The organism is Rhizobium sp. 768_B6_N1_8, from assembly GCF_051811225.1.
Lineage (GTDB): Bacteria > Pseudomonadota > Alphaproteobacteria > Rhizobiales > Rhizobiaceae > Rhizobium.
The window spans coordinates 245,256-268,225 of the sequence record NZ_JBPWPV010000003.1; the positions used below are offsets into that span (position 1 = coordinate 245,256).

17 protein-coding genes and 2 pseudogenes are annotated in these 22,970 nt (G+C 57.8%); 8 read left to right on the forward strand and 11 right to left on the reverse strand.

Going from position 1 to position 22,970, the window contains the following annotated elements:
* Positions 1-111 precede the first annotated feature (111 nt).
* From AB8B33_RS35740 to AB8B33_RS35755, 4 genes are all read left to right on the forward strand, one after another.
* The gene (locus AB8B33_RS35740; protein WP_439019104.1) at positions 112-525 is read left to right on the forward strand and encodes a LysR family transcriptional regulator; all 414 of its coding nucleotides are present in this window, start codon (positions 112-114) and stop codon (positions 523-525) included.
* A 22-nt stretch (positions 526-547) separates the two neighbouring features.
* Positions 548-793 carry a hypothetical protein gene (locus AB8B33_RS35745; protein WP_439019318.1) on the forward strand — a complete coding sequence of 82 codons (246 nt, stop codon included), beginning with the start codon at positions 548-550 and terminating at the stop codon, positions 791-793.
* A gap of 389 nt (positions 794-1,182) precedes the next feature.
* Positions 1,183-1,599, forward strand: a complete 417-nt coding sequence (locus AB8B33_RS35750; RefSeq protein WP_439019105.1) for a GlcG/HbpS family heme-binding protein — start codon at positions 1,183-1,185, stop codon at positions 1,597-1,599.
* 54 nt (positions 1,600-1,653) lie between these two features.
* Positions 1,654-2,706: an NAD(P)-dependent alcohol dehydrogenase gene (locus AB8B33_RS35755; RefSeq protein ID WP_439019106.1), complete on the forward strand. Its 1,053-nt coding sequence runs from the start codon at positions 1,654-1,656 to the stop codon at positions 2,704-2,706.
* A gap of 1,101 nt (positions 2,707-3,807) precedes the next feature.
* Here AB8B33_RS35755 and AB8B33_RS35760 read toward each other — a convergent pair.
* Positions 3,808-6,756, reverse strand: coding sequence for a winged helix-turn-helix domain-containing protein (locus tag AB8B33_RS35760; protein WP_439019107.1), 2,949 nt, complete (start codon positions 6,754-6,756; stop codon positions 3,808-3,810).
* 516 nt (positions 6,757-7,272) lie between these two features.
* Between AB8B33_RS35760 and AB8B33_RS35765 the strand changes: the two genes are divergently transcribed.
* Positions 7,273-7,566: a putative quinol monooxygenase gene (locus AB8B33_RS35765; protein WP_439019108.1), complete on the forward strand. Its 294-nt coding sequence runs from the start codon at positions 7,273-7,275 to the stop codon at positions 7,564-7,566.
* Positions 7,567-8,000: 434 nt separating this feature from the next.
* Positions 8,001-9,107 carry an NADH:flavin oxidoreductase/NADH oxidase gene (locus tag AB8B33_RS35770; RefSeq protein WP_439019109.1) on the forward strand — a complete coding sequence of 369 codons (1,107 nt, stop codon included), beginning with the start codon at positions 8,001-8,003 and terminating at the stop codon, positions 9,105-9,107.
* Between the two features lie 11 nt (positions 9,108-9,118).
* On the opposite strand, the pseudogene AB8B33_RS35775 reads toward AB8B33_RS35770, so the two are convergent.
* From AB8B33_RS35775 to AB8B33_RS35795, 5 genes and pseudogenes are all read right to left on the reverse strand, one after another.
* Positions 9,119-9,473, reverse strand: a pseudogene (locus AB8B33_RS35775) (transposase); the annotation flags it as partial.
* A 449-nt stretch (positions 9,474-9,922) separates the two neighbouring features.
* A complete protein-coding gene (locus tag AB8B33_RS35780) occupies positions 9,923-10,273 on the reverse strand; it encodes a DUF1330 domain-containing protein (RefSeq protein WP_439019110.1) in 351 nt (116 codons plus the stop codon).
* 49 nt (positions 10,274-10,322) lie between these two features.
* Positions 10,323-11,435, reverse strand: a complete 1,113-nt coding sequence (locus AB8B33_RS35785) for an NADH:flavin oxidoreductase (protein ID WP_439019111.1) — start codon at positions 11,433-11,435, stop codon at positions 10,323-10,325.
* A 152-nt stretch (positions 11,436-11,587) separates the two neighbouring features.
* Positions 11,588-11,947 (reverse strand): hypothetical protein, encoded by a 360-nt coding sequence (locus AB8B33_RS35790; protein ID WP_439019112.1) that lies wholly within the window; start codon positions 11,945-11,947, stop codon positions 11,588-11,590.
* Between the two features lie 502 nt (positions 11,948-12,449).
* Positions 12,450-14,252 (reverse strand): PAS domain-containing sensor histidine kinase, encoded by a 1,803-nt coding sequence (locus AB8B33_RS35795; RefSeq protein ID WP_439019113.1) that lies wholly within the window; start codon positions 14,250-14,252, stop codon positions 12,450-12,452.
* Between the two features lie 289 nt (positions 14,253-14,541).
* Between AB8B33_RS35795 and AB8B33_RS35800 the strand changes: the two genes are divergently transcribed.
* A complete protein-coding gene (locus tag AB8B33_RS35800) occupies positions 14,542-17,391 on the forward strand; it encodes an ATP-binding protein (protein WP_439019114.1) in 2,850 nt (949 codons plus the stop codon).
* Positions 17,392-17,680: 289 nt separating this feature from the next.
* Positions 17,681-18,077 (forward strand): annotated as a pseudogene (locus AB8B33_RS35805) (NUDIX hydrolase); the annotation flags it as partial.
* A 155-nt stretch (positions 18,078-18,232) separates the two neighbouring features.
* Here AB8B33_RS35805 and AB8B33_RS35810 read toward each other — a convergent pair.
* The 5 genes from AB8B33_RS35810 to AB8B33_RS35830 form a co-directional block, all read right to left on the reverse strand.
* Positions 18,233-18,445 carry a hypothetical protein gene (locus tag AB8B33_RS35810; protein ID WP_439019115.1) on the reverse strand — a complete coding sequence of 71 codons (213 nt, stop codon included), beginning with the start codon at positions 18,443-18,445 and terminating at the stop codon, positions 18,233-18,235.
* The gene (locus tag AB8B33_RS35815) at positions 18,442-19,251 is read right to left on the reverse strand and encodes a DUF2092 domain-containing protein (protein WP_439019116.1); all 810 of its coding nucleotides are present in this window, start codon (positions 19,249-19,251) and stop codon (positions 18,442-18,444) included. Before AB8B33_RS35815 ends, AB8B33_RS35810 begins: the two co-directional genes overlap by 4 nt.
* Before the next feature lie 167 nt (positions 19,252-19,418).
* Positions 19,419-21,257, reverse strand: coding sequence for an adenylate cyclase (locus AB8B33_RS35820; protein ID WP_439019117.1), 1,839 nt, complete (start codon positions 21,255-21,257; stop codon positions 19,419-19,421).
* A 188-nt stretch (positions 21,258-21,445) separates the two neighbouring features.
* Entirely contained in the window at positions 21,446-21,910 is a 465-nt protein-coding gene (locus tag AB8B33_RS35825) for a hypothetical protein (protein ID WP_439019118.1), read from the reverse strand.
* Between the two features lie 500 nt (positions 21,911-22,410).
* A complete protein-coding gene (locus tag AB8B33_RS35830) occupies positions 22,411-22,809 on the reverse strand; it encodes a helix-turn-helix domain-containing protein (RefSeq protein ID WP_439019119.1) in 399 nt (132 codons plus the stop codon).
* Between the last annotated feature and the right edge of the window lie 161 nt (positions 22,810-22,970).

A 22,970-nucleotide genomic window follows, 5' to 3' on the forward strand; every position in this document is an offset into this window, starting at 1 on the left:
CCCTTTCGGCGGGGTGCTGGCGTTGCGATTTCGCGTCCGCTCGCCGCCGTGACAGGACTCAGCTCCGCGCCCTAAATTCGGGACCAGCATAAACCGATTGGAACCTAGCCGATGAATCTCGTATCCTGTTTGTATCTGATCAGGATTGCAGAGCACGGGAGCCTCTCCAGTGCGGCAATCGTCCTTGGCGTTACACAGTCGACCCTCAGCCGGGCTGTGCGCGAGATTGAGTCCGAACTCGGCGCTGTGATCTTCCATCGCGATGGACGCGGCGTGGTCCTAACCGATGAAGGCGCGGTCGTACTTGAAGCTGCACGGTCGGTGACCGCGACCTTGGCAAGCGTGCACGCTAGACTGGAAGCAATGAGTGGGGTCGTCGGCAAGGCGATTACGGTGGGCATCATGCCGTCGACTGCACTGTTGTTGACCGTTCCGTTGATGTCGCGATTGCGAACTGACTTTCCCGGGACGCAGATGCAAATCGTCGAGGGATCAACAGGGACACCTCCTGGAGTGGCTGAGTGATGGCAGGCTGGACCTAGCGGTCATCTATGACAGTTCGTCGATCAGCAGATTCAATCCGGAACCCGTCCTGACCAACGACCTACATCTTGTGGCTGTGCGCAATGCACCCGCACTTCTTCCCGAAACGCCTTTCGCGAGTTTGGCGTCTTTTCCCCTTGTCCTTCGGAGCTGTAAACATTCGACCCGCCGGGAGCTGGACCACTTCGCAAGCGAACATGGCGTGAAGCTTTTGCGACACCTCTTGGCGGGGCACGCGGCAAGGGAGTGAATCGCATCAACAGAAGCTTCCGCGACGAGATAAGGTCGGTTTATCGGGGCTATTCTCGCCAGCCAGCAACCTGAACACCGGAAAATATTTGAGCCAGCTGGTTAAGCATGACAGCCGGTTGGCTCCTTCACCTAGGACATTTGCACTCATCTGTGTTGCCGAGGCTTCTCCTGCCGCAACGCATAGTTAGGCGCAAGTATTTGAATTTGCTGCAACTCATTCCGGTAAGGCCAAGGACAATTCCCTTCAATTCTCAAGGTTTAACAGGTGGCGACAGCGCCGGGATGTTAGCCTTTTGCCAATGTCATCCGTGAGTTTCGTGCCTCCGCCGCCGGCGGCATCCCCTCCTAGGACAGGTTCGACATCATTGAATTTGAAGCGAGGACCAGATGCCACTGACAAACGCATCGATCAGACTTGAAGAGGCGAAGCGGATGCTGCGCGCTGCCGAGGCGAAGGCTGTTTCTTTCGGCATCGCCTATAACATCGCCGTCGTCGATGCCGGCGGCCATCTGGTCGCCTTCGTCCGTCAGGATGAGGCGCTGATCGGCAGCATCGAGCTGGCGATCAACAAGGCAGTCACGGCACGCCTCTTTGACAAGACGACAGCCTATCTCGCAACGCTCGCCCAGCCCGGGCAGCCGCTCTACGGCATCCATCAGACAAACCGAGGAAACGTGATCATTTTCGGGGGCGGCATCCCTGTAGTGCGCGACAACAGGATCATCGGCGCCGTTGGCGCAAGCGCTGGATCCGTCGAACAGGACATTGCTGTTGCCGAAGCCGCCATTGCCGCAATCGCGTGAGGTCCAGACAAAAATCCTTCCGATGCACATCCACCAACCTAAGAGGAGAAAGACATGAAAGCGGCCCGCCTATACGAATACAACAAGCCCCTCGTCCTCGAGGAGGTGCCGGTTCCCGACATTCAGCCGGACGAGGTTCTGGTCAGTATCAAGGCCTGCGGAATGTGCCGATCAGACGTTCTGCTCGTGGACGGTTTCTTCACCACCTATGCCGACATTCCGCGGCCCATCACTCCGGGACACGAGATCACCGGTATCATCGACAGGGTCGGCAGCCTGGTGCCGAAGTCAGCGATCAAGGAAGGCGATCACGTCGTCGTGGCGCCCGGCTGGGGTGATGGCACCTGCCGGCATTGCCTTGTTGGCAATACCCAGATCTGCGCCAATGTGCGCTGGCCGGGCTTTGGTGCATATGGAGGATTCGCAGAATCCATCCCAGTTCCCGCCCGCTACGTAATTAAGGTCGACAAGCGTCTCAAGTTCGAGGAAATAGCGCCGCTCACCGACGCTGGATTGACACCATACCGCGCCATCAAGAAGCTTCGCAACGCCGGTGTCCTTGGCCCCGACAGGGTTATCGGCGTCTTTGGCGTTGGCGGTCTCGGTGCTTATGCGGTACAATATGCAAAGCTGCTTGGGAGCGGGGCGAGGGTGGTTGCCTTTGCACGTAATCCAGAGAAGCTGTCACTTGCCAAGGAATACGGGGCTGATGACATCATCAATATTAACGGGAAATCCATTGGTGATATAGTTGCTGAGCTCAAGGCGGCGACGGGGCAGGGCGATATCGACGCGGCAATTGATTGCGCGGGTGCCAAGGAGACCGTGGAGATCGCAACCGGACTACTTGCGATTAGTGGTCACTATGTCGACGTCGGCTTCATCGCCGATCGCATCGACATTCCCCTCTTCCCGCGCGTCTCCCGTGAACAGACCATTCAAGGTTCGTTCTGGGGCAACAACACCGATCTCGCCGAGGTGATGGCTTTGGCCGCCAAGAACAAGATCCGCCATACGATCGAGACCTTCTCCTTCGAGGAAATCAATCCCTATCTCGATCGATTGAGAAAGAACGAGATCGTCGGACGATCTGTGCTGAAGTTCTGACGTGACGCTGCCCCGGCAGCAGCCGAAGTTGCTGCCGGGGCAGCAACTTCCCATCCTCCGCGGCGCGCTAGCTGCGGCACCCATTCGATCTGCAGCACGCTGAAGGGCTCCCGCTGCCCAATTTTGTGTGTAGAAACAAAGACAGGCGGACATCGGCAAGCGCGCCGGCGCACCGCCGGTGGCATCGTGCATATCTGTTATGCGATGCATCCTGCACCAGCTTGCTCTACCCAATCGGACAAATGTTTCGGCCTGATTTCGGGACAGCGACTTCGGCCAATGCAATTCCAAAACCGCAGTCGCCAAAAGCAAACTCGTTCTGGCAAGCTTTGCGACGCCACGGGATGGCTGCGATGGCGGCGGTGAAGTGGCTGACGCCGCTGACGCCGCATTCAGACAGGAGCAAAGGACCGAATCTGGTTCAGTCACATTCGCAGAGACCGACATTGAACACATTGAAGTTTGGGCATTTTATGATTTTTGGACCGCCGGCCGGGGCGCACAGCAATGGACCCCTGCCGGCGGATCGGCGCCTGCTTCGCGACCTCCGGTCCTCGCGCAGCATTTCCGTCTGGCGCCAGCGCGAGATCTCACCAAGCCGGTTCCGGCTCACGGATGGGACTGTCTTCTTTTTCCGGCACAAACGTTGGGATAATTTCGAGCGGATCAACCACCGCCATCTCCCACCCAGAAATTCCGCACGTATGGGTTTTTTGCCTCCGGCGGATGCCAGTATGTGCGACTGCATTGCAATTGCCTCATGCGAGGCGTGCAAGGCCGCCCCCATGAGCGCAAGTCCGCACAACAGATCCCGGAGTACATACTGTTCAACAGATGACGAGGGTATCGCCTCCGGCTCTTTTGAGTGCGCGATCGTCTCATCCATCAATGAGACAAGCTGCGGATGCCGGATTTGAGGTGTGGCGTTGAGCTGTTTTCTTGTCGACATATGGGCCTCCAGAAGAGGCCATAGAAACGGATCAGATTGCCGGTTTGTCGCGCCTACGGAGCATTTTCGCTACACTTGTAGTACTATTCTTTTGGTGCGGGCTACGGTCGCGCCGCGGCCCAACCCAGCCGGACATCTGTCGTCGCCGACGGCTAATGCCGGGGAGCGTGTTCGGCAGAGGGTCGAGCCACTGCACTTTCCTCTTCAGAAGCCTTGCCGTCGAGCAGATTTCTTGCCGCGGAAACGTCAGCGCTGACTTCTCCACCGTCGAACCGAGTCAAGATTTCCCGGAGAGCATGGAGTGATTGTTTGGCCTCCTCTTCCCCCGTTCTCTTGCCCAGGCGTGCAATGTCCGTGGCGATCCGAAGTTCCCAACTAAGGGACGAATGTTCCCGCGCCAAGCACAAGGCCCGCTTCAGCAACGAGTTCGCCTTATCCAGACGGGGTTTGGGCGCATCGGCGAGGACTATAGCCTTTATCCGCAGAAGCTCTGGCTGCCTGAAACTGCCGCCGGCGTTTTCGTCTACGGCCAAGGCCGCATTTATTGCGGTCATGGCTTCTTCGTGGGCTCCTAATTTGTTCAAGCCTTGGGCAAGCGCGCCCAAGGCAGTAAGTGTAGACGCCACGAGGCGGCCGCCGAGCACGGCATCCAGATGCGCCCTCAATAAATCGATGGCACGGTCCGTATGTCCTTGGAAAAGGCGAAGCTGATCGCGCATCGTCAAACCAGCTTCGTGCAACCCAGCCAACGAGTAGCGCCGTGTTAAAGTGTTCAGCCGCTGCACATATGGTCGCGCCTCATCGAACTTGCCGCAAAGGAGGAGTACCTCCACGCCGACGACAAGCGTGACGCACAGTGGACCAACATCTTGACGCGCGTCGCGGATCGCCTCTTCAACGAACTGGAGACTGCGATTATGTGACCCCCTCAACCAGACCATCCGTGCATGCAGAATTCTTGCAACTGCCTTTTGAGCGATATCGAGTTGACCCAGCGGCGCGAGGCCGAGTGCCGCCTCCTCCAGGAAACCGACATCGTAGGCTTCCTGCGACAGCTTCTGGTCGCCGCACATCTGATAGGACGAACCCAGCAGCCACTGCGCCACAACACGCTCGATCGGCCCTCCTTTTATTTCGGCGTCCGCTGCGTAGCGTTTGGCCAGGTCGAGCATCTTCGGATAGCTGCCGGATTTCAACGCTAGAAAATGCTGTCCGGCGCGCAGGTGGAATTCGGTTCTGTGGTCCTTAAGCCGTTTGCTGAGCTCTATTCCGGTTTGGAAGGCGGCGTCCGTTTCGGTGACATTATGGCTTGTATAGAAAGAGGAAGTGGCGAACCCCTCCAGCAGCCGCAGTTCCAAGTCCGAGCCGGTTAGCCTTTCGGGAATGGCCGAAAGAGCCCGCCTGCACCATTTCGTGCATTCGACCATGCGCCATTGGTCCATGAACATCGGTATCGAAAACTTGCACAGCTCCAAAGCGAGTGGCAGCTCTCCGTCCTCCGAGAAGGCCCAATCAAGCGCGGCCAGTACGTTGTCGACGTCGAACTGGACGTCGAAGCCAGTCTCCGCGTCAGTCCGAACGCTTCTATCACTGGCCAGCTTGCGCAGACACTCAACGTAATAGACCGCGTGTATTCTGCGAACTCCGCGTCCGGTCCCTGTTTCGCCGAGCTTCGCCGTGGCATAGGTCTTCGTGATCTCAAGAAGTCTTAGGCGCGATGAGCCTTCCGGCGAAAAAGCCGAAACCAGCGATTTTTCCACGAGATCGTCGATCATTTGGCTCGCCTCTGAGGGCGACGAGTCATTCGCCTTGGCTACGGCAAGGGCTGCATGGAGAGAGAAGTCCCCGGCGAATACCGAGAGCCGTTGCAGGAAGAGCTTACTTGTCTCGGTCAACAGGTCATAGCTCCAGTCGAGCATCGCTTCGACCGTTTGGTGGCGTCGCTCGGCATTCCGTTTGGCTCTCCATTGAAGGACAAGCTGATTGTCGATCAGGGCGGCGACCTTCTCCAACCCATATGATCCCACACGACTTGCAGCCAATTCGATAGCGAGAGGATTGCCATCGAGCCTTCGGCAAATTGTCCCGATCACGGCCGCGTTCCGATCATCGAGAGCATCAAGGAATCCGCCTCGGGCCGCTCGATCCATGAAGAGCTCAACCGAGGGCCATGCGATCGCCTGCTCAGGGGTTAGACGGCCAGCGTTCGGTGGGACGCCAAGTGGCCGCAACAGATAGATCGCTTCACCGGGGAGACGCAATGCCTCACGGCTCGTGACGAGGAGATGGGTGCCCTCTGCCCGTTCTCTGACGAATTCTATAATGCCGGCAACCGCATCGATGACGTGCTCGCAATTATCGAGAACAACTAGGCTGCGCTGCTTCGCAACATGCTCGACGAAGCGCTCCAGTGGGGAAACACCTGGAACAACATTAAGGCCGCCAACTGCGGCAACCGCGTCGATCACTCTATCCTGTGTCAAGACCGTGCTCAGATCGACAAAATGGACCGTTTCGAAGCCTGTGAGCTTCTGGGCTACGGCAAGAGCCAGCGAAGTCTTACCTACCCCTCCAGGTCCGACCACAGTCACAAACCGCCAGGACTTGATGGCCTTTTCCAGCTCTGCACCGTTCTCTTCGCGTCCGAAGAGGCGCTCGACGAGACGCGGCAGTCGCTGCGGCCGGAAGAACGGCGAGTCCGCCACAACAAGCTGGGGAGCGATTGGAGGCTCTCGAGCTGTGTCAATTCCGCTATCTATCTGCTCCGACTTGACCATGACAGGCGCGACGAAACAATAACCCCGGCCGGCGACACTGGTTATGTAGCGCGTGCCCTCAACCCCACAGCCAAGTTTCCGTCTCAGATGTGCCATCTGGACACGAAGGTTGGACTCTTCGACATTCAGGCCTGACCAGGCGACAGACATGAGTTCGCGACGCGAGATCACCTCGCCGGGGCGCTGTACAAGTGCCGTGAGCAGATCGAATGCCCGGCTTCCCAGCATGACCTCCGCGTTGCCGCGGTTCAGCGTTCTGCCGCCGACGTCGAGGGAGTAAGGTCCAAATCCGAAGACGCTGCCGTTCGAGCCGTTTGCCATCATGGTCTTCGCCTTCGGGTGATGTGGGAAAGATAGCTCCCGTGCTTGCCGTCCGCGCTCGCCCGATGCATCGGAAACGCAGGGGCTTCCTTGATTGATCAAGTCGCGGCACTATGAACCGCCGTACGAAAAGTGACAAGTGTCAAGCGGGGCGCCTCAAGTCGCTCTCTAATGCAAGACTGATGCTCGCAAAGGACTATCTATATACGACACGGAAGGCGCAGTGCAGGGACAGCCAACCTCACATTCCGTCCGTGTTAATTCAAACGGTTGGCATTTGAGGTTGTGATCGGCTGACCGTTCCCGATGTCTGCGGCGACACGGGTCCGCCGATTATTCATCTTCTACTGTTCATCAAGCAACCATAAGCGCTCGACGCCCGGATTAGGTCGCTGATTTCACTGAATTTGACAGCATTTTGCGCGCCATCCTCGTGGTGCTTCTTTATCCTTACGCACAAATTGTGGGCCTGAATCGGACGACGGCTGGCCATACGAGTGCGGATGGAAGGAATTGATTATGTCAACCGTCAAGGTTTATGGCGTTCTCACTGCGAAAGAGGGGCGCACACTGGAGCTGGCAGACCTGCTTCGGGAGATGGTCTCGCTCTCGCGGTCAGCGGAAGGAAATGTTCGCTACGATCTCTGGCAGGACAGTGAAAACCCCGCCCGCTTCTTGCTTGATGAACTCTATCGGGACCAAAAATCGGTCGCGGCCCATAAGGCCAGCCCGCACTTTCAGAACTACCTCGCACGCGTCGGCGATCTTGCCGACAGGCTGCCGTTGACGGTGACCGCGGTTGATGTCGCATAGCAAAGGAGCCTGATCCGACCGTCCACCGTCCCGGAACTGGAGCGCGATTATCGCACCGAAAGGAGTGATCATGTTCGCCAAAGCCTATTAAACTCGGTGTGCGATTGTGGAGCTGTACTGGAGCAATGCCGTCGATCGTGGCAGGAGCGGCTTCACGCGGTTCGCGTTCCCACTCGGCAGCTTCTGCGTTGGGGCCTCCGCGTCTGCCAGCATGGGACCATGAACCCATTCCTGGCCGATCTTGGTGTCGCAATCCCTGCAGCGACGAACGCGATATGGCCTATGTCTTCGGCGTCGCGCCATTGGTTGCTTTTGCGGCGGCTCGTCTCAACAGAAGTTTCCGGCAAGTAGGCTCAAAGTCGTCGTAAGCGGCGGGATGTCTTGACATGCGTTTAAATGCGAATGGTGCGAATAGAAGCGTGGAGATTAGAGCAATGGCCAATGCAGCGCTTTTCGAGCCACTCGCGATACGTAACCTATTGTTGAGAAATCGGATCGTCATCGCTCCGATGTGCCAGTATTCCGCCGAAGAGGGCTGTATGAATGACTGGCATCTCATCCATCTCGGAAAGCTCGCCCTCTCCGGCGCGGCATTGCTTATCATTGAGGCGACGGCCGTCCTTCCCGAAGGTCGCATCACATATGCCGATGTCGGCCTCTGGAACGAGCAGACCTATGCAGCAATGAGCTTGACACTTGAGAGTATTCGCCGCTGGTCGGATATGCCGATCGGAATTCAATTGAGCCATGCGGGTCGGAAAGCGTCAACCGAAGTGCCTTGGCTAGGCGGAGGGCAATTCGCTCCAACCCATGGTCTGGGGTGGCAGACGAAAGCACCCTCTGCGATCCCCTTCATGGCCGACATTATTCCGCCTGCAGCGCTAGACAAGCAGGGCCTCGCCCGAGTGCGTGACGCATTTGTGGCGGCCGCAAAACGCGCGGCGAAACTAGGCCTCGATCTCGTCCAACTGCATGCTGCCCATGGGTACCTTCTGCATCAATTCCTATCGCCCCTCTCAAATCACCGGACTGACATATATGGGGGCTCTCTGGTCGCCCGAACCCGATTCCCACTGGAAGTGTTCGACGCGGTCAGGCTAGCAATGCCGCCGGACAGAGCTGTCTCGGTTCGAGTCTCTGCTACGGATTGGGTTGAAGGTGGCTGGGACCTTGAGCAGACGCTGTTCTTCGCCGAGGAGCTCGAAAAACGCGGTTGCGACGCGATCCACGTCAGCAGCGGCGGCTTGCACCCGGATCAACGCATCGCGACCGGCCCGAGCTATCAAGTGCCCTTTGCTCGGGCCGTGAAAACGGCGGTAGACATCCCGGTGGTCGCGGTTGGTCTCATTTCCGGGATCCAACAGGCAGAGGCCATCGTTGGCACCGGCGATGCCGACTTGATTGCCCTCGCTAGAACCATTCTCTTCGAACCGAACTGGCCTTGGCACGCGGCCGTCCAACTGGGTGCAAAGGTGCGCGCTCCACGGCAATATCTGCGATCGCAGCCTAGCAGGTTCCGGGACTTGTTCGACATTGACTGAAGCGATCGGATTCAAAGGTCCGGTACCAAATCGGTTTGTCCATCGCGAAGGGTGCCACAGCTTAGCATGCTGTGCATGATGACGGCCAACTTACGCGCCACTGCAACGGCTGCACGCTTGATGCCAAGACGCTCTCGAAGCTTGAGCCCCAATCTTTGAGGCAGCTGTCATTTCGGGATTTGGTCGCGTGAGCATCACCATTGCCGCCTCGTACAGAAGGCTTCGCAAGTGGCTCTCTCCGCGGCGAGAGATATGCCCGTCGTAATCGATCTCTCCGGATTGATACCGTCTCGTTGTCAACCCAAGCCAGGCACCCACGGAGCGAGATCGTTTGAAGTTGTCCGGATCTTCAATGGCAGATGAGAACGACAGCGAAGTTGTCTTATCGGGGAGCAACCACCCCGCAATGAACATTGGTTGTCACAGGGGGATCACACCGCGATTACCCCATGTTCAACCACCGACGACTTCTGGAGCCCATCGGGAATATACCGCCAGCCGAAGCCGAATAGCGGTACCACGCCATGCTAGACGAAGCAGTCATGGTCGCATAGCTCAAACGAAACGGCCTCCGGCAAACCCGGTGCGGTTCACATAGCTTTCCTCGATGATCCGCTCATCAACTTGCCCACCGCAAGTTGACCTGCTCCCGGCCGTGACCGGAAAGCTCGACGATCGAACGAGCTACACCACCTCTCGGACATCATCGAAACCACCTGAGCTTTGACCGACGATCGATGTCCAATCATCCTCAACGGTGACACTTATAAGATCGACTTCTGTCCCTCGGATCGACCGACCTGGAACTAAATGAGTCAGCCCGTCCGCTGCGCTTCACGAATGCCGGCGACGAAGCCCTTGATCGTAAAATCTTCGGGCATCTCATCGATTAGAATGATGTCTGAAATTGCATTGCTCTTCCGCAGCGGAAGTATAGCCTGATATTCTTCTGACCGGTACCAAGACGTCGCGGCCTCTCGGCTTGGAAATTCCATCAGAACGACCGAACCCGGCCATGTGCCTTCGACCACTTCAGCCGCCCCCTGCGCCAGCCACCTGCCGCCGAAAGGGGCGACGGTGGCTTCAACTTGATCCAGGTAGGACAAGCCAGCCTCGTTGGGAATATCGTTGGGGATGCGAAGATGGTTTATGAGATAGGTTTTCATGATCGTATTCCTTGCTTCGGATCGAGTGGTGAAATTTTTCGCGTCCGCGTCAGTCGAGCGTGGACAGCATTTTCTTGTCGAAGGGGTTCAGACAATTCTGTCCGTTGCTGCGTACGAGAGTTGCCCAGTCCGCGTTTGCGATCAACGCACGACCGACTGCAATCAGGTCAAACTCATTGGCGTTCATACGGCGAATGAGTTCCTCCAGACCGGAGACCGGCGCGAACTGGGATTTTCCCAGCAATTGCGCGGAGAAGTCTTCGCCTGCGAGACTGACAGAACCGACGCTAATCGTTTTGAGCCCAGTCAGTTTGCTGGTCCAACTCGCGAGGTTGAGATCGGACCCGGGAAATTCCGGCTCGTAAAAGCGGCGCGTCGAGGCGTGGAACACGTCGATACCCGCTGCGGCTATGGGAGCAAGAAGCGCCTCCAACGCCTGCGGCGTTTCGGCGAGCCGCGCTGAATAATCCTGTATCTTCCATTGCGAATACCGAAAGATCAAAGGGAAGTCCGGCCCTATGGCCGCGCGAACGCCCCGTACCACCTCCACGGCAAAGCGCGTCCGTTCAACAGCATCGCCGCCATAGGCGTCCTTCCGCTTGTTTGTGCTTGCCCAAAGAAATTGGTCGATCAGATAGCCGTGCGCACCGTGAAGTTCCACTGCATCGAAGCCGATCTGACGGGCAGCGGCAGCAGCGCTCGCAAAAGCATCAATCGTATCTGCGATATCAGAATCGTTCATCGTCCTGGTGTCCGGAGCAGTTCCTGTTGGACCTTCAGACAGTGCTTCCGGGTTGGGACCGGTGCCCGGCTTGCGCGTAAGGCCCTGATGCCAGAGTTGCGGTGCAATGCGGCCACCTGCCGCGTGGACCGCTGAGACGACGCGGGCCCAGCCTTCAAGGCTCTCTTGCGCATGAAAATTAGGAATGCCCGCATCATTCGAAGCCGCCAATCGGCCAATCGTCGTCCCTTCGGTGATAATCAGGCCGACACCGCCCTCCGCTCGACGCCGATAGTATTCGGCGACATTGGCACCCGGAACGCCACCCGGACTGAACTTGCGCGTCATGGGGGCCATGACAATCCTGTTCTTTAAGGTGAGACCGTTGAGATTTATAGGGCGAAACAAGGTGTCGGAATTAACAATGGTGTGCTGATCCATCGCGAGGCGCCTTTTATGAAAGAGAACGGCCGCCGAGTGTAAGATACCGCTCGGCGGGGAGCGCTTTGCAGAAATTGCCGAGCAAAGCTGCGCGCGTGCCTATCAAAGACAATGGCCCGGGCGGGTGCTGGCGTCCGGGCCATTCGTCGAAATCAGTTTACGGTGAACATGATGCTGCCGTCGGCCGCCTGTTCAGCGTTGACGATATCCCTCACGTGGACGCCGCGCTTCTGGAGGCGTTCGACGAGCCCCTTGTTTGCGGCAATCGAAGCCTGGATATGCTCAATGCCGCCGGTGCTGCGCGGAGCTTCGGCGTCGGTGCCGGAAGTATTGTCGAACTTCGAGTTGTCGTAGTCTTCGAGATACATGATCGAGAAAGGCTTGCTGTAGGTGAGCAAGGTTTTCTCGATCTCCGGATCGCCGTTCATTGTAAGGCTGTCGGCGTGGCTGACACCACTGAAGCCGATGGTTGAAACGGCGACGATTATAGCAATGTGGGCAAGACGGTTCATTTCTGAATTCCTCTCGATGGACGCGCAAGTGTAACTACGCACGTCACTTGGTTGCACAAGTATACGATGATTGTCATCCTTCCTAGATGACGCATTAAATATAAATCTCTAAGAATATACCGATATAATACAATTGTATTCGCCAGTATATACCCTTGTACAGGTTGGCATAGCTTTAATATTATCTATTTTATACATAATGTTTACTCCGGAGATCTATACGTCCTGGCCGGAATACAAACTCCCAGGAGAGGGCTTTAACACCGTCGTCCGAAAGATGGTGTCCGCCCTCGCGGGCTGCCCGTAAGACTGCGTTCTCGAAGCACGCCGCGTAGCCGCCGGCAAAACGTTGTTCGAGGATTGTTGCGCCGTGTTTGCTGCCGGAGGGCCTTGCATCGCCAGGGCGTGAGGTTCGGTAGCCCGTCATCCGTCCTGACCGTCCGTACCGTGCGCCTGTCGCGCTGACGTTCGCCGTGTATGGCGTCCATGAAAGTCTTCTTTCCTAGTGTGAGGAAACGATCGGCAGGTGGACAAAGAAAGTCGCGCCGCCCGCCGGGTTCTGGCTGGCGGTTATCTTCCCGTTGTGCGCCTCGACGATTGATCTGCAGATGGCGAGACCCATTCCCATTCCGTGTTCCTTCGTCGTGTAAAAGGGCTTGAAGAATGCTTCGCCATCGCCGGAAAAGCCGGGTCCGTTGTCGCTGCACGAAATGACGACCTCATCGTCGTCAAGGCGCGCCGACACGCGGACGATCCGGCTGCTGAAATCGTCGTGGGAAAGCGCCTGTATTGCATTCATTATCAGATTGATGATGACCTGCTGAAGCTGAACGGGATCGCCGTTGATGTTGGGCAAATCGTGCGCGAGGTCGATATCAACCTCGACCTTGCTTCGACGGGCCGGAGCTTCGACATAGGACAGCGCCCCTGATAGGAGTTCGACGCAGTCTACCTTACCGAACGTCGATCCGCCCTTTTCGAAAAGCGTTCGGACACGCGCGATGATGTCACTTGCCCGTCGGGCATAGCCGACCATCCGTCTGGCGTTCGCCTTAGCCTTTTCGACATCCGGCTCATCGCGTTCGATCCAGCGTAGCAGCGCTCCGCCGCTGGCGACCAGAGCGCCGAGAGGTTGGTTAACCTCGTGCGCGATCGAGGCCGTGAGTTCTCCGGCCATCGCGACGCGGGCGACATGAGCGATCTCCGCCTCGCTCTGCTTGAGGCGCTCGGCGCTCTGGACCTCGGCGGTGACGTCCATGATCACGGCGGTGTAGGCGGCTCCCCCGGCGGAGGTGAGCTGTCCGAGCACCCGGATATGCTTGATCCTGCCGTCATCGAACGAAAGACGGAAAGTCGCTTCGATCTTCGCCCTGCGCTCGCGTAGTTCCGCGCGGAACTGCTCGAACTCAGAAAGGTCGTCTTCGTGAATACGCGATACCAGGAGGGACAGCGACGGTCGGGTTTGCGGGTGATACTCGAGTATCCGGTAGGTTTCGTCAGACCAGAACAACCTTTCAGTGGAAATCTCGAAGCCGAAGGTGCCGATCTTGCTGAGTACCTGCCCCTTCGCGAGATAGGCCTCGCTCAGTTGCAGCGACGTCTCTGCCGCCTTTCTCTCCTCGATGTCGAAAATCGCTCCGTACCAGGCGGAGATAGCGCCGTTCTCGTCGTATCGAGGCGTTCCGATGCTGAGGCACCAGCGGTATCCGATCTTGTCATTGCCGACGCGGGCTTCGTAGCTTCCCTCGGTGCCGCTGACGAGCATCCGCCGCCAGTAGGTCTCTATGCCCTCCCGGTCGTCGGGATGCACCCCGTCGCGCCAACCCCAACCGATGGCCTCAGCGAGGGTCAGGCCGCAGAAATCAAGCCATCGTTTGTTGGCGTAGTCGAGGAAGCCGTCAGGCCTCGCGCGCCAAATCATCGCGGGTACCTGGTCGAGTGTCCGCTCAAAATCGGCGGCCGTTTCCTCGCCGGCGATTTTCGATACGATAACGCTATGAGCCTCCATTCCGACAAGGAGGCGACCCTGGTGGACATTTGACGCTCTGAAGAGATGAGAACGAAATTCGCCTTTCACAGTACGCACGCGTACGACCGCTTGGTCATCATCACCGGAGGGCAAGCCCGCGAGAACGGAAACCTCAGCTGTGTGCAGGAACGACTTCCAGCGGTCGCCGAGCAGGGAGGAACCGTGCTCGCCCGTAACGCGTGCCCAGTGCCTGTTCAAGTAGATCGCCTGCCCTTCGTGGTCCAAGATTATGGCCAGCGCAGGCAGTTCCTCCGCGATTTCGGATGGTTTGAACATCGGGCTAACTGTGCGACGGTTTGATGGCGGTTGCTGACCGATGCGGGTACCCCGTTGCTGGAGAGACCTCCTCAATCATGGCTGTCTTCCTCATTCAAAGCCGAAAACACTCTTCTCACTCCGTTCAACGGATGCTCCGTCAACAACTGTTCTCGGCATGTCATACCTCGTTTTGGCGTCTCTTGGCGGAAACGCTTTGATTTTTGAACACCATCGCGCGACTCCGCCACTTCTGAGAGTCGTGCTATGTTAATAGTTGTAAATCGATGCATAGGGTTTGCGCGAAGTGATGAACTCCGACCAGGGCGGCATCGTACGTTTCGGGCCGTTCGAGCTGAACATCCATGAGAGAATCCTGACAAGGAACGCCGAAGACATTCGGCTCGGTTCTCGCGCCTTGGACATCTTGATTAGTTTGATCGAGCGGGCCGGTGAGGTTGTCAGCCGCCACGAACTCATGAAGCTCGTCTGGAGGGGCGTAGTCGTCGAAGAGGCCAATTTGCGCACGCAGCTTTCGATCTTGCGAAGGGCTCTAGCGGACGGAGAGGGCGGCAACAGGTATATCGTCAACGTTGCAGGACAAGGCTACTGCTTCGTAGCCCCTCTCATCCGAATGGCAAGGGTTGCGATCCCGTTGCCGGTTGCATCATCGCGGCCGGGCACGCGCCATGAACTTCCCGCGCCTCTGGAAACCCTCATCGGACGAGAAGAGACCGTCACCAGCGTCAGGCAGCGTCTCAAGGAGCGGCGCTTCGTGAGCATTGTAGGTGCCGGTGGGATCGGGAAGTCCAGTGTTGCGGTCGCTGTCGCCGACCAAATGAGGCAAGAATATGGGGAGGATCACGTCTTCTTTGTCGATCTCAGTTCGGTTGCCGAGGAGGCGGACGTGCCGAGCGCGATAGCGTCGTCTCTCGGGTGCGCCGTTCAGGGACCGAACGCCGAACCGGCGATCCTCGCGTTCGTGGCCTCCAAGAATTGCCTGGTCGTACTCGACAGTTGCGAGCACTTGATTGTCGCGGTCGCGCAGATCGCCGACCGCATACACGCCTATGCGCCGATGGTCTATGTACTCGCCACCTCCCGGGAAGCCCTGCGGGCCGACGGCGAGACGATCTTTTTGCTGGGGCCGCTCGAGGTTCCGCCGGAAGGAAACCTCTCCAGACAAGAAGTCGTTCGTTTTCCTGCGGTTCAATTGTTCCTGGAACGTGCCAGTGCGAGTGGCCACGACAGCGAGCTAACGGATGACGAGGTGTTGAAAGTCTCCGACATGTGCCGCCGTTTGGACGGCATCGCGCTTGCAGTTGAGCTTGTGGCAAGCCGTGTTGGCACCTTTGGTATCGGCGGGACGGCCGAGCTTCTGGCAAACGGTGCCGAACTTCATCTGCGGGGTCGGCGTAGCGCATTGCCCAGGCATCAGACCTTGCAGGCGATGCTTGACTGGAGCATCAACCTCCTCTCCGATGTCGAGAGGACGATGCTGTTCAGGTTGTCTGTCTTCGCGGGTCCGTTCAGCGTTGAGGCAGCGCACGGAGTAGCAGCCGAGGATGGATGGACCGTTGGTCAGACCAGCCTCGTAATCACCTCGCTGGTCGAGAAGTCGCTGATTTTCGTGTCGCCCATCGGTGGCTACCTGTTTTACAGGTTGCTCGACACCACTCGCTCTTACGCGGGAAGCAAACTTGCGTCGCGGGAGGACGTCAACGTCATTTCACACAGACACGCAAACTATTTCAGGCATTTCCTGAAGTCGCTTTCCGTCGAAAGTGCGATCCACGATGCCAGGACCATGTCGTCCTTCATCCCACATTTGGGAAACATCAGAAAAGCGCTTGCATGGTGCTTTTCCGATAGTGGGGACGCACTTATAGCCGTTGATCTTTCCGCCAGCGCCGCGGTTCTGTTGATGGACCTCTCGCAGTACGGCGAGTGTCAAAGGTGGTGTTCGCGGGCACTCGCTATCATCGAACCGAATGCAAAGGGCACGCCACTGGACTTGCGCCTGTCCGAAGCACTTGCCCGATCGGCGATGTACACACTGGGTAACCGCGACGAAACGAAGTTCCTGATCGAGACGGCTCTAAACCTCGCGGAGCGGTTGGGCGACAACCGGCGGCAGTTGAATCTTTTGACCGACCTGAACATCTTCTTTACAAGACGGGGAGACGCGGGCGCGGCGGTCGATGCGGCCAACCGAGCGGCCGTCATCGCCCAGAAAATCGGAGTTGTAGAGGACGAGATAGCCGCCGAGCTCATGCTCGGAGTGGCGTGTCATCAGGCGGGCGACCAAGCGGGCGCTCTCAGGCACTGCCGGCATGGTTTTAAACTGGCTGCACAGGCCGCACCAATTCAACTCGACCTGCTCACGGAAGCGCGCGGGCGCTTCATGCTGGCCCGGTCGCTGTGGCTCGTCGGGTACCCAGACCAGTCCCTGCAGGTCGCTCGACAGACGATCAGGGAAATTTCCAGATACAGCCATCATGTGTCCTATTGTGTGGCCCTGACCTATTCCATCCCGGTTTTCTGTTGGTGCGGTAACTTCGACGAAGCATCTGCCGCCGTTGAGATACTTCTGGCGCAGGCGGATAAATATTCGCTTCAGGCGTTCAAGACACTCGGGGCTGCCCTAAACGGCCAGATCATGGTGGAGACTGGGCGGAGCGAGCAAGGAATAGTGTTGCTGCGAGCCTCTCTTGAGGCGTTGAAAGCAGAGAACTACAACATCGTTTCCTCGTCGGTATCCTGTTTCCTCGCGAAGGGTCTGGCTGATCTCGGTCGTTTCGCGGAAGCCCAGACCATTGCTGAGGAAGCCCACCGGCTTGCCGGTGCGATCGGCGAAATCGTTTGGCTTCCCGACATCTATCGGACAAGAGCAGAGATCCTGCTCGCCCAGCCGGACCCGGATCTCGTGCAGGCCGAAGCTTTTTTGGTGCTGTCGATGGAGGAGTCCGTTCGGCAGTCTGCCAACAGTTGGGAGTTGAGGTCGGCCATATCGCTTGCCAGGCTATGGCGATGCATGGGAAGAGAAAGCAACGCCAAGGAATTGCTCGGTCGCGTCTACGCCAAATTCAAGGAAGGGTTCGATACATCTGACCTCGTCGCGGCCCGACAGATCCTTTCAAAGAACGGGCCTGTCCAGTGAGCCGGCGAGGGTTTTTGCCGCCATCGACCTTTGGTAAGAACAGCATGCTGGTTAATCTCGGCTTGAGGACTAGAATGCAAACAATCTCGTTGGCGCGTAGCGGAGCAGTTTGATGACTGTGGTAAAGCGGGCAGACGACAGTCAAATCCGCTTTGGGCCATATTGCCTCGTGGCCTCGCAGCGCTTGCTTACCAAGGACGGAGTACCGGTTCCCCTTGGGGGACGAGCGTTAGACATTCTCATCTGTTTGACAGACCGCGCCGGGGAGGTTGTACCCGCCGGCGACCTGATGCGGCTTGTCTGGCAGGACGTCCGGGCAGCCTCCGCGACTGTAACCTTGCTTCAAAAGCTCGCGACTTTGCCGGACAAGCTGTTCACGGCCGCGTTCCGACAACAATACGGTGCTCTCTGTTTTCGGCGGACTGAAGGCGCGATCGAGATACTGGTCATCACTTCGCGCGACAGCGGCAGATTGTTCATTCCGAAGGGGTGGCCGATGACGCGAAAGAAACCATACGAGGCTGCTGCGATCGAAACCTGGGAAGAGGCAGGCATTCGCGATTCCGTTTGCAAAGCCGGTCGGCCGCTACGCTTATCTCAAGGATCTGGATGACGGGGACGTCGCCCCATGCGTCGTCGACGTTTTTTCAATCGAGGTCGCCAAGGTAAACGCGGATATTAAGGAGGGCGTCATCACATTCTTCGGATGTCCGCCGCACCCAGACAGGGCGATGATCAATGCGCACCGCAGAATCCACTGAACATAGCCGGCAACTATCGACCCTATTCCCCGAGTTGCTTTTGCTTCCCACTTGTCGAATGCGTTCGCCGGGCCTGTTTTTTAGCAGTTATAGACGCCGACGGCGCAGCGCCGGACCGTGCGGCGCGCAGCTCCAGCCACGCTCACAGGCGTCAGCGGGCGGCCGACCCTGGCCTCTGCTGGCGTGAAGACGCCATTCAGTCCCGGAATCGCAAGCCCGTTTCCGAGTTCGAGGCCAGACATGGCGATCGCTGCAGCGAACAGCAGGAGTTTCAGTTTTCTTGCGACGGTCATTTGGTGCCTCCCATGGCAAAGTGATCAGGAAGCTCATCAATATCGGCAAGCTTCGTCAGGTCGACTTTCTTTGCATTCGTGGTGTTTTTGAAGCCGAAATCGTCGGCAACGACATCGATACCTGTCTTCCAGTCACTGATCTGGATGCTGTATTGCGGGCCCTGATCCACCTGACTTGCGGTGATGACATAGCGACACGGATAGGGATGATCGCCCTGAGCGATCCATATCTGCCAGTCGACCTCCTTGGTGCGGAATGCAAGGTGGTCGCATTCGACGCCGCCGATCACACCACTGCCGAGGTCCTTGACGTCGACCACGTCGCGCATCAGTTCCTCATAGGCATCCGGGAGCAGAAGATCGGCACCCGGAACGGGTCTTTGGAGCTTGTCCCGCAATTCATCGATCAGGTGATCGATCGTGCCTGGAACCTCTGCCTGGGCATAGAGGTTGGCGTCCTTGCCAAGCAGCCAGAGCGTCTTGCCGTCGAATGTGAACTCAACGTTGGCGAACCCACCAAACCGGGTAACCCGGAGTTTATCCGGCCGGCCCATTTCAATCTTGCCGGAACTTGCTAGCAGAAACTTCTGATGGTCGCTGGTGACGACCTCCAGGTTGGTGTCATACGAAAATGAGATCGCCTTTTCTGCGGCCAGATAGTCGGACATGGTTTTAACGAGCTTCTTGGCGTCTGCGTCGTCGGCACGTGCAACGGATCCACATCCCAAGATGATCATCAAGCCGAGTGCTGCCGAGGACGCCGCCGCCACGGCAGGGTGCAAGGCTCGCTGGGGTGCTTTGGTCATCGACAAATCCCTTCTAAATGGTTTGGTCGGACAACTGAGGTCGCTCGCTGGGTCTCGAGTATCAAAGAACGATAATCAGCGACCCCAACCTACACGGTGACGGCGGCGTGCGCGTGTAACATCGGGTATGTTCTGTGCCTGTTGCCCTGACGGCGGTATCTCCAGCGCTACCTCGGTTGAAGAGCCGTGGAGCCGTCGATCGGCAGCGACATCGTCGCCTGCAACTCGCCCATCGCAGGCAGTCCGGCCGTTCGCAGATCGGCGATCACCCGTGCCCGGTCCTGTGGCTGAATATTACGCATCTTGAGTTCGGCCACGATGTTCGCAATGAAATCGGGTCTCATTTCGTTAAACCGCGCGGCCTCGCTGCGGGCGTCTTCGATCATTCCGGCGTCGACGTAGATGACGGCAGCTACCGCATGGAATAGCGGGAACGTCTGCAGGTCCGCCTGCCTGATCTCGATGACTGCGGTCTTGTCGTCGTGCAACATGTAGGCTGCGAGGGCACGCATTCCGCGATAATAGCCGCCGCCGGCAGGGTTGAGAGCAATGGCACGATCCATCAGTGCCGCCCCGCGCTGCCACTGCCCGCTCATCGCCAGCCGGGTACCAAACTCTCCTAGCAATTCGGTGTCGTTCGGATTGGTCGCCAGTGCCCGTTCGCCTATCTGAAGTGCCTCGGGAACCCGCTGGCTGAAAAACAACGTCGTCATCAGCGCCTGAAGGGCGCGGGTGTTACCGGGATCCAGTTGAACGGCGCGGCGGGCGGCCTGGAAGCTGCGATCTATCGGCGCGGACGAAATGGGCTTCCGGTTGAACCTGAAACGATCCTCATCGAGATAGAGGATGGACAACATCGCCCAGGCCGTCGCAAAGGTTGGATAACGGGCGACAGCACTTTCGAGGCAGTCTCGAACCCGTCCGTGCCGCTCGACGCTCAAGTCAGCACGGTAAGCATAAAAGCTCAGCGTGCAGCCGTAGATGCCAAGATCATCAGGCGGCGGGTTGGAGACATCGGCCTGCGCCATGATGCCATAGGGCTGTGCCACGGCGCTCGCAACCTTGTTTGCGACGTCGGACTGAATGGTGAACAGGTCGCGGACGCCGATGTCGTCGTCGTAGGTCTGCGACCAGAGGATCTCATCGGTCTGCGTGTCGAGCAGACGTGCCGTCACACGCACGCGGCTTCCGGAGACACGGACACCGCCTGCCAGCAGGAAGCGCGCGCCAAGTTCCCCGCGAATCCGCGATGTCCCCACCTCTGGAGGCAAGGATTTGGACGTTTCGCGACCGAAAACCTTGATCTCCTTGAAGCGGGGAAGGGCAGCGAGAAGCTCCTCGGTCAGGCCCGTCGCGTAGAGTTGTGCCTGAGGACCATCACCCAGATTGGCAAAAGGAGCGATCACCAATGTCGGTCCATCGGTTCCGGTTATGTCAGCAGTCGCGAAGGGCCAGATCGAGCCAAATCGAATAGAGGTCAAGCCAGCCGGGGCTACAGCGCCGCCCACGATCACGATCAATCCAAGGGCCACTGCCCACATATGCCGTCTTGAGCCGGGAAAAGGGGACTCGGCGCGCTCCGTCAGCAAACTTTGGTCTTCAGCATCAGAATTGTCAGCACTCGGATAAGTCCAGGCAAAGGTCGGCACGTAACCGCCTTTCGGAATGTCTATTCGGATCGGATCGTGTTGACCTGCGGTAAGATAGTAGCGCTCAAGCACCTGCCTGAGCCTTCCGGCCTCGATCCGCACAACCGGATCATCCTGCGTGAAATCGTTGGGGCGCTTGAAGACCTCAATGGCGACAGAATAACCCTTGATCCGGTCTGCCCGGCCTGCAAGCGTTTCCTCCACCGCATAGGTAAGAAATGCGGCACTCCGACCGATATGCGGAAATTGCGGGCTGGTGATGATTCGCTTTAGCTGAGCTCGAACATCATCGTGAGCCGGAGGTGGGCGCGTCGAATCCGGCGCGATATCGCGCCTTGCTGGCAATGTATCCTGCACGACAACTTGCTCCTCACCCGCCTTTGAGGGGGGGCGGGACCACCGGAGATTTTATTAACTATCTCTTTTGTAACCTACCGCAGAAACTGATCTTCGTCCATAAAAGGCACCGCATCGGGCCCTTTGACGACTTTGCCGATCAGGGAAGGGGAATTAAGACGCGTGAATCGCAGAAGCGGGCTTCCTGTCTAGAAGACTAGTTTATGCTTTCCAGGCGTCACTGCGGCTGCGCCCTCAACCCTTGGCCGGGCGAGGTCCAACAGGTCATAGACAAAGATTGGCTTCCCTTTGAGCAGATAGAAGCCCCATCCCCCGAAGCGTCCGCCGGCAGTCACCAGCATGCCGTTTCCGCCGCCAGCGGGCACATCGATATCGGCCGTGATCTTAAAGTACTTGTTGAGGATGCTCGGTGCCGTCCCAAGAGGCACGCCCACGATCGGTTTCGTATAGATGAAGTCATTGCGTCCGGCGACGATGCTCGGTCGCGGGAGAATGAACCGCGTCAAGGCCGAGGCATCCAAAGGCAGGACCTGGTGCTCTGCGGCCTCGATCCAGAACAAATCCTGCAACTCCTTTAGCTTGCCGGGATTGGCAGCCGCCAGATCGTTGTTTTGCGTCCAGTCCTTGGACAGGTCGAACAACTCCCAGGTCACGCCGTTGACGATGTCTTTCGGGATCGGAGCCTCCGTTCCAAGGTTCCCGATAGGGCAAAAGGCTTCGTGGGATCGAGCTGGTTGAGTTGGTTGAGATAGTTGATGGCGTCGTCCGCCATGTCCGTAGTCCGGTTGTAAGTGGGGTTGTTCAGATAGGGATAGACCCGCGTGGTATACGGTAGAGGTCCGGTTGCCACTGGTTGGTCTCGCCGCTGACCAGCCAGGCGGGACCCTTCGATCAATGGCCCATCGGAAGGGGATTTGAATATTTCTACGCCCGATAGAATCCAACAGCATCTCTCGCAGCGTTACGACCAATTTCTCGACGCTACGAGATGATGCGAGCGGCTCGGATGGATCGTCATTGATGCTGCACGGGATAATCAGGTGCTGATCAAAGAATTGGGAACAGACGTCTAGTGGGACCATCTCGTGCCTTTCGCGCCATAGTGCCGAGGAGGTTTCATAGCACGAGCCTTGCCGTACCAGAGGCGACGGGCTCACTGAGAAGCGGATGCGGATCGATCTGGATCGTCGTCCAATTCTGTAGAAACGGATTTGATGAGGCTAGCCAGGGCTTTCCTGACGCCAGCATTCTTCACCCGGTCAAGGTCGCTGGAGACGTACGCGCGACCTGTCGCCTGTAGCGAGATCGTATCCCGCTCGATGGTTTCGGCACCTTTAAAGAAGTCGTCCATGGAAACGCTGAGAGCTTGCGACAGATGGTAAAGAACGCTGGCACTGACGCGATTTGAACCCTTCTCGTACTTTTGCACCTGCTGAAACGAAATCCCCAAAGCCTCGGCGATGGCGGATTGGCTTAATCCCTTCGTCTTCCGGATACGTGCCAGATTTCCGCCAACGACCGCATCGATCGGGTCTCGTGCGTTTCGCGCCATCTTGTTCTCCGTTCAAATATCGTCCGCACCCGGTATGGTTTGCCACGCCTTCTGAAGGTCGGCAACGGGTTCACTGGAAACTGGCCCTCTAAGCTTCCTCGCGTATAGCCGCGATGGTTTCGGTGCTCGTTGCGCCGAAACCGCAATCCCTCCGCATTAAC